Genomic DNA, 6839 nt, shown 5'->3' on the forward strand with positions numbered 1-6839 from the left:
CTTGCTCTTGAAGCGGGGGAACCCGGCCCGCTTTTCAAAGAACGCCTTGAACGCCCGGTCAAGGTCCTTCAGGGCCTGTTGCAAGAGTTGGCTGTCCACCTCTTTGAGCCAGGCCGTTTCAGGCCGCTTCTTCAGGGCGGTCAACTCGGCGGCCTGTTGGTTGTAGGTCAAGCCTTTACCCGCCTCCGCATACGCTTCTTTGCGCCGTGCAAGGCCCCAGTTCCACACGAACCGCCTAGCCCCCGCCATCCGCAACAACACCTCAACTTGAGCGCGGGTGGGGTCCATGCGAAAGCGGTAGACTTTGCGGTGTACGGCCATTCAGTCCCTCGTCTTCTGAGCAGCAATGTACCGCTCGATGGTCTTGCTACTCACCATGCCCGCCGTGCTCACGAAGTACGAGCGCGTCCACAAGGCAGGAAGGCGGATGAGGTGGGGGAACTCCCGGCGCAGCACGTGCGAGGTGTAGCCCTTCAGGCGGTGGGCGACCTGGTTGGGGGCCACGTCGGGGTCTACCGAGATGAACAGATGTACGTGGTCGGGCATGATCTCCAGGGCGATGATTTCCCACCCAAGCTCAGCGGCTTTCGCTCTGAGCAAAGCCTCCAAGCGCCCGGCCAACGCCCCCACCAGAATCTTGCGGCGGCGCTTGGGCACGAACACGAAGTGGTATCGCAACAGCGAAACGGAGGTGTTCTTGTGTTTGTAGGCCGTTGGCACTGCCACAGTATAGCACACCTATTGCTCACCGGGCTATGTCCCCTGCTGGGCACGTGGGGGAGTCCATGTATCCCACCCCTGAAGGGGATGGGTTTTATAGCTCCCCCACACCCCCTCTGTTCTATAAGGGACCGCCCCTTCATCTTTTCCGAGTTTACCAAGGGTGGGCTTGCCTAGAAACGGAGAGAAGGGGTGCTTTCCTCAGAGAAAAAGGCTTCCAGCTCCCGGGAAAGCCTCTCTAAGAGGGCCTCCAGAAGTTGGGGATCCAGGTGCCGCACCGCGTAGCGGGCCAAGGACGGATGGGAGGGGAAAGGGTCTTTTATGAGGTCTCAAGTGGGGCTTCGGTGTTGCTGTAGGTGAGATGGAAGAAGGCGCGGAAGTTGCTTCCCCGACAGGAAAACCCTTGGAGGAGGGCGAGGTAGAGGCCATGGCCGGCCCTCTGCACTTGGGGGTGGCAGTCACTTCGTGGGCCAGGCGTAGGCCGTGGGCGAGCACCTCCTTGGGGCTTGCCTTGCAAAGCCTCGCTTGCCCATCAGGAGGGAGATATACACCCGTCGTCCTGATCTTTGCAAGGCAAGCCCCACCCACCTTGACAACCGCGGGACAAGCAGCGTATGGTGAAAGCCAGAGGTCCTCACCTCTACACTTCCGCAAGGCCATCTAAACGAAAGAAGTTGGAGGTAGTCTATGAGGAAAGTCCTTCCTTTACTTTTCGGCTTACTCGCCTTCGCCCAAGCGCAGCAAGAAATCGCCATAGGGGCAATATATCCCCTTACTGGCCCTTTGGCTTCCACTGGCCTTGAGCTCAAACAGGCGGTGGAGCTAGGGGTGGACCTGGTCAACAATCCCTTTCCCCAGTTCAGGAACATTCCCCTAGCAGCCGGCGCGGGCTTACCGAGGCTGGCTGGCGCCAGGATCCGGGTGATTTTCGCCGACTCCCAAGGTAAACCTGAAGTAGGTCAAGCTGAGGCAGAGCGCCTGATTACCCAGGGCAAGGTGGTGGCCCTCATTGGGGCCTATCAGTCAGCCGTCACGAGAACTGCTAGTCGGGTGGCGGAGCAATATGGCATACCCTTCCTCAACCCTGAATCCAGTAGCCCTGACCTTACGGAGCGCGGGTATCGGTGGTTCTTCCGCACCACGCCCAACGACGAGACCTTCATTGAGGGAATGATGCGTTTTCTGGACACCTTGAAGGGCCTTCCTACCAAGCGAGTGGGCGTAGTGTACGAGAATACGGATTTCGGTGTGAACACTGCCAAGGCGGTGGAGAAGTATGCCGCATTAAGCGGGCGCCAAGTGGTGGTAAAGATCGCCTATCCGGCAGCTACCACTTCGGTGATCTCGGAGGTGCAGCGCCTCGAGGCGGCCAAACCCGATGTGGCCATATTTGCCTCCTACACCTCGGATGCCATTCTTTTTGTGCGCACCATGCGGCAGGTAGGCTATGCGCCCCCCATCCTACTGGCTAATGATGCGGGTTTTATCGATAGCCAGTTCCTCAAAGAGGTGGGCCCCCAGGTGGAAGGGGTACTGACCCGGGATGTGTGGGCCAATGACCTAGCCCTGGCCAAGCCCATTATCGGGCAGATCAATAAACTCTACCGAGAGCGGTACGGGCGCGATCTTAATGGTAACAGCGCCCGAAGCCTACAAGGGCTCCTGGTCCTAGCGGAGGCTATAAACCGGGCAGGGAGCACACAGCCCGCTGCGATCCAGAAAGCCCTCAGGGAAACCAACTTGCTTAGCAGTCAGATCTTTATGCCGTGGGGCGGGGTACGTTTTGACGAAAAAGGGCAGAACGTTTTGGGCCAGGGCTTAATCCTCCAGCTGGTAAAGGGGGAGTACCGTACCGTCTGGCCGGATCGGTTGGCCACCGTCAAACCTCAGTTGCCTTTCGGTTGGAAGTAGTGCATGGTTGAGGTTCTGATCTCCGGCCTTCTTAACGGCCTGATCTACGCTTTAGTAGCTGCAGGTTTGGCCCTCATCTGGGGTATTACCGATACCCTAAACTTCGCCCACGGCGAATTTCTGATGCTAGGGATGTACACAGCCTACTGGGCCTATACCCTCTACCAGGTAGACCCCTTGTTTTCGGCGCCCATTAGCGCGATTCTGCTGGCCTTCCTGGGTTTCGCTACCTACGCCTTGATCGTTCGTCGCATCCAAGGAGCTCCTCCCTTGGCCCAGATCCTGGCTACTTTCGGCCTTGCCCTTACCCTGCGATACGGCGCTTTTCTGGCCTTTAGCCCAGACTATCGCTCAATATCCCACACCCTCGTGAGCGGAAGCCTCCATTTGGGCCCCTTTCAAGTGGGTCTCCCACAGGCCTTTGCTGCTACGGTTTCACTTGCTATCTTTCTCCTGGTATACCACTTGGTTTACCGGACCCGCTGGGGTCTCAGCCTTCTGGCGGTGGCGGAGAACCGGAAGGTAGCGGCCTTGATGGGCATTGACCCTAACCGTACGGGAGCTCAGGTCTGGATGCTAGGCTCGGCCCTGGTGGGGCTGGCCGGGGCACTCCTTACCACCTACTTCTATGTTTACCCGGAGGTGGGCGTAGTCTTCGGCCTTACCGCCTTCGCTGCTGTGGCCCTGGGTGGTTTTGGTTCGGTGCCGGGGGCTTTTCTGGCCGGGGTATTTCTGGGAGTCATCGAGGCCTTGGCCGGGTACATCCTAGCCCCCGCCCTTAAGGGGGCTGTGGTCTTCACGGTGTTCTTACTCGTGCTTTGGTTCCGCCCACAAGGCTTTTTTGGGCGCTGGTGAGGCTATATGGGGAGAGTCCTCCTGTTATCCCTTCTGCTCTCCCTCCCCCTAGTGAATCCGAGCCCATTCGCTCTGCACATCGGTGTTTTCGTCCTCATGTACGGAGCGCTAGGAGCAGCTTGGAATCTGGTGGGGGGATATCTAGGCCGGGTCTCTTTCGGGCACGCCGCCTTTTTTGGGGTGGGGGCTTACACCTCCCTGCTAGCCCTGGAGCGTTTCGGAATTACCCCACTTCTAGGCATTCCCTTTGGAGCCTTCCTGGCTGGAGGTCTGGCCTTCTTGGTAGGGGCACCCACCTTGAGGCTCCGTGGACATTACTTTGCCTTGGCTACGATAGGCTTATCCGAGGTTGTCCGGATCCTCTTCGTCAACTGGTCCTGGGCGGGTGGCGCCGTGGGTCTCGAGGCCCCCCTAACCCCCTCATGGCTTACCCTCACCTTCCGGCAGAAGGAAGTCTACTTTTACCTCTCCATCGCCCTAGCCTTGCTCACTGCCTGGATCGCCAAACGCTTGGTGGAAACCCGTTCCGGCTACTACTGGCGGGCCATTCGAGGCGACGAAGAGGCTGCCCGGGCCTTAGGAGTCCCCGTGGAGCGGTACAAGCGCCTGGCCTTCGTGGTTTCGGCAGCCCTGACCGCTTTGTGGGGAGGGTTTTTCGCCCATTATGTCGGCTTTATTGATCCTGAATCCGTGTTTTCCCTGGCAATATCGGTGCAAATGGTCCTGGTCTCGGTCCTTGGAGGGGTAGGAACACTGGCAGGTCCCTGGATTGGGGCTGCCCTCCTGGTGCCGCTAGCGGAACTCACGCGAGCCGGGTTGGGCGGAGGGGGACGCGGTGTGGACCTACTGATCTATGGCCTGGTAATCCTAGGTCTAAGCTTGTTCCAGCCTGGGGGATTGATGGCCCTGACCATGCGGAGGCGACGTGCTGCTTGAGGTGCGGAACCTAAGCCGGAGCTTTGGGGGACTCACAGCGCTGAAAGGCGTATCCCTCCACGTGGCCGAAGGAGAGATCGTCGCCATCATCGGACCGAACGGTGCGGGAAAGAGCACCCTATTTAACTGCATCTCCGGCTTCCTCCCCCCTAGCCAGGGAGAGGTTCGCTTCCATGGGGAGGAAATTACCAGATTGGCCCCGGAGGAGATCACCCGCAGGGGCTTGGCCCGCACCTTCCAGATACCCCGAGTGTTTGGCGGCATGAGCGTTCTCGAAAACGTCTTGGTGGGGAGCCTTCTTCGCTCCCAGCGAGTGACGGACGCCCGGATGCGGGCCCTAAAGGTCCTGGAACAGGTGGGGCTTCTCCGCCCTGAAGACCCGGTAGAAGCCCTGGGCATCGCGGCGCGGAAACGCCTTGAGCTAGCCAGAGCTCTTGCCACAGAGCCTAAGCTCCTCTTGTTGGACGAGGTGGCGGGGGGGCTCAACCCCGCTGAGGCAGAGTCCCTGGTCGGCGTCCTCCAGAGTCTCCATAGAGCTGGGGTTACCCTGGTACTGGTTGAGCATGTCCTCGAGGTGGTCATGCGCCTCGCCCATAGGGTCGTGGTGTTGGACTATGGAGAAACCATCGCTGAAGGGTCACCAGAAGAAATCGTTCGGCACCCACGGGTCATTGAGGCCTACCTAGGGAGAAGGGGCCGTGCTTAGGGTTAAGGGTCTCTCCGTGAGCTATGGCGGCGTTATAGCTGTAAGTTCCTTGGACCTAGAGGTCCCCTCTGGAAAAGTGGTGGCGTTATTGGGGGCTAACGGCGCAGGCAAGACCAGCACCCTGGCCGCTATAGCTGGTCTTGTGCCTGCCCTAGGCCAAGTCTGGTTTGGGCAAGCGGAGATCAGCGATTTACCAACCCCTCAACGAGTGGCTCTAGGCCTTTCTCTAGTGCCTGAGGGAGGGGGGGTTTTTTCTAGGCTTTCGGTTGAGCAAAACCTTCAGCTGGGAGCCTACCGGCTCCGTGACCCTAAAGAGTACGGCCGCCGCTTAGAAAGGGTGTACACGCTTTTCCCCCGCCTTTATGAGCGGCGCTCCCAAGTCGCAGGTACCCTCTCGGGAGGGGAACGCCAAATGCTCGCCATTGGGCGGGCCCTTATGAGTCAACCCCGCTTCCTCATGGTGGATGAGCCTTCCCTCGGCCTATCTCCCCTGATGGTCGATGTGGTGTTTTCGGCCCTGGCCCAGCTACATCGGGAGGGGATAACCCTGCTCCTGGTTGAACAACGGGTGGTAGAGGCCTTGGAATTGGCCGACTATGCGTACGTGCTCCAAAGCGGGCGGATTGTCCTTTCAGGCCCTGCCGCTGAACTGAAAGCTTCGGACCACGTCCGCAAAGCGTACTTAGGACTTTAGGAGGTGCGGCGTGAGGGAAATCAGCGTTTTGGATGCTGCAACCTTGAGGCTTAGGGCTCGCAAGGGGCTTTACACGCAGCCCACAGCTGGTCAAGCCCCGGGGGCTTTGCAAACCAACCTCGTAGCCGTTCCTCAACGGTACGCTTTTGACTTCCTGCTTTTTGTTCAGCGCAACGCCAAAGCCCTTCCCTTGGTGGAGGTGTTAGAGGCCGGACGATACGAATCCCAACTGGCTCCTGGTTCTGATGTGCGTACCGATGTGCCGCGCTACTGGGTGTATCGCAATGGCATGAGGGTAGAGGAGGTGCTGGACGCGAGGGAGGTGTGGCGAGAGGATCTGGTGACTTTTCTCATCGGTTGTAGCTTCACCTTCGAGGCCGCCATGATGCGAGCAGGCCTGCCTGTACGCCACATAGAAGAAGGGCGCAATGTGCCGATGTACCGGACCCACCGCCCTGCAAGTCCGGCGGGGGTTTTTTCGGGCCCCCTGGTCGTCACCATGCGCCCTGTCCCCCTCCCCTTGGTCTCTCAAACGGTGACCCTAACGGCGCGCTACCCCCTAGCCCACGGCGCACCGATACACATAGGCGCTCCCGAGGAGCTGGGAATCAGGGATCTGAATAGGCCTGACTATGGCGAAGCGGTCACGGTGAGGAACGGGGAGGTACCGGTGTTCTGGGCCTGCGGGGTAACGGCACAAGCAGCGCTGGAGGCTTCTGGAATTGAGCTTGCCATTACCCACGCACCGGGGCACATGTTTCTCACCGACGTTTCCGACGAAAGTGCTAACTTGGCTGTGTTTTAAGGCGGCATTGGGTGTCCCGATTCCCGGCAGACTTGACCGCTATGCGGCCCTTGGGGGTAATAAAAGGCATGACCCTGCGCGAAGCCCTATCCCAGGTCCCAGACCCCCGGGCCCGCAACCGGCAGTACCCCCTTTGGGGTCTTCTGGCCCTCATCCTGGTGGCTTTCCTTTCCCGCGTGGACTCCCTGAGGGGCGTGGAACGCTTCGCCCGC

At 59.5% G+C, this 6839-nt stretch carries 9 protein-coding genes; 7 read left to right on the forward strand and 2 right to left on the reverse strand.

Features of this window, described 5'->3' with window-relative positions:
• Both H531_RS15240 and tnpA read right to left on the reverse strand, forming a co-directional pair.
• Positions 1 to 321 (reverse strand): helix-turn-helix domain-containing protein (locus tag H531_RS15240; protein ID WP_022799523.1); only part of this gene is annotated, 321 nt, incomplete at its 3' end.
• Positions 322 to 720, reverse strand: coding sequence for an IS200/IS605 family transposase (gene tnpA, locus H531_RS15245; RefSeq protein ID WP_022799524.1), 399 nt, complete (start codon positions 718 to 720; stop codon positions 322 to 324). It abuts the gene before it with no gap.
• Between the two features lie 687 nt (positions 721 to 1407).
• Between tnpA and H531_RS15250 the strand changes: the two genes are divergently transcribed.
• The 7 genes from H531_RS15250 to H531_RS15280 form a co-directional block, all read left to right on the forward strand.
• On the forward strand, positions 1408 to 2631 hold the full coding sequence (locus tag H531_RS15250; protein WP_022799527.1) for an ABC transporter substrate-binding protein: 1224 nt from the start codon (positions 1408 to 1410) through the stop codon (positions 2629 to 2631).
• Positions 2632 to 2634: 3 nt separating this feature from the next.
• Complete coding sequence (locus H531_RS15255) at positions 2635 to 3486, forward strand: branched-chain amino acid ABC transporter permease (protein WP_022799528.1); 852 nt, start codon at positions 2635 to 2637, stop codon at positions 3484 to 3486.
• 6 nt (positions 3487 to 3492) lie between these two features.
• The gene (locus H531_RS15260; RefSeq protein WP_022799529.1) at positions 3493 to 4422 is read left to right on the forward strand and encodes a branched-chain amino acid ABC transporter permease; all 930 of its coding nucleotides are present in this window, start codon (positions 3493 to 3495) and stop codon (positions 4420 to 4422) included.
• The gene (locus H531_RS15265; RefSeq protein ID WP_022799530.1) at positions 4412 to 5128 is read left to right on the forward strand and encodes an ABC transporter ATP-binding protein; all 717 of its coding nucleotides are present in this window, start codon (positions 4412 to 4414) and stop codon (positions 5126 to 5128) included. Before H531_RS15260 ends, H531_RS15265 begins: the two co-directional genes overlap by 11 nt.
• The gene (locus H531_RS15270; RefSeq protein WP_022799531.1) at positions 5121 to 5822 is read left to right on the forward strand and encodes an ABC transporter ATP-binding protein; all 702 of its coding nucleotides are present in this window, start codon (positions 5121 to 5123) and stop codon (positions 5820 to 5822) included. Before H531_RS15265 ends, H531_RS15270 begins: the two co-directional genes overlap by 8 nt.
• 10 nt (positions 5823 to 5832) lie before the next feature.
• Positions 5833 to 6627, forward strand: coding sequence for a putative hydro-lyase (locus H531_RS15275; protein WP_022799532.1), 795 nt, complete (start codon positions 5833 to 5835; stop codon positions 6625 to 6627).
• A gap of 68 nt (positions 6628 to 6695) precedes the next feature.
• On the forward strand, positions 6696 to 6839 hold a 144-nt coding region (locus H531_RS15280), incomplete at its 3' end, for a transposase family protein (RefSeq protein ID WP_169562211.1).

Source organism: Thermus islandicus DSM 21543, assembly GCF_000421625.1.
In the GTDB taxonomy this organism is placed as follows: domain Bacteria; phylum Deinococcota; class Deinococci; order Deinococcales; family Thermaceae; genus Thermus; species Thermus islandicus.

Coding starts and splice junctions, on each gene's coding strand:
- H531_RS15260 (WP_022799529.1), top strand. CDS start 3,493: ATGGGGAGAGTCCTCCTGTTATCCCTTCTGCTCTCCCTCCCCCTAGTG.
- H531_RS15250 (WP_022799527.1), top strand. CDS start 1,408: ATGAGGAAAGTCCTTCCTTTACTTTTCGGCTTACTCGCCTTCGCCCAA.
- H531_RS15255 (WP_022799528.1), top strand. CDS start 2,635: ATGGTTGAGGTTCTGATCTCCGGCCTTCTTAACGGCCTGATCTACGCT.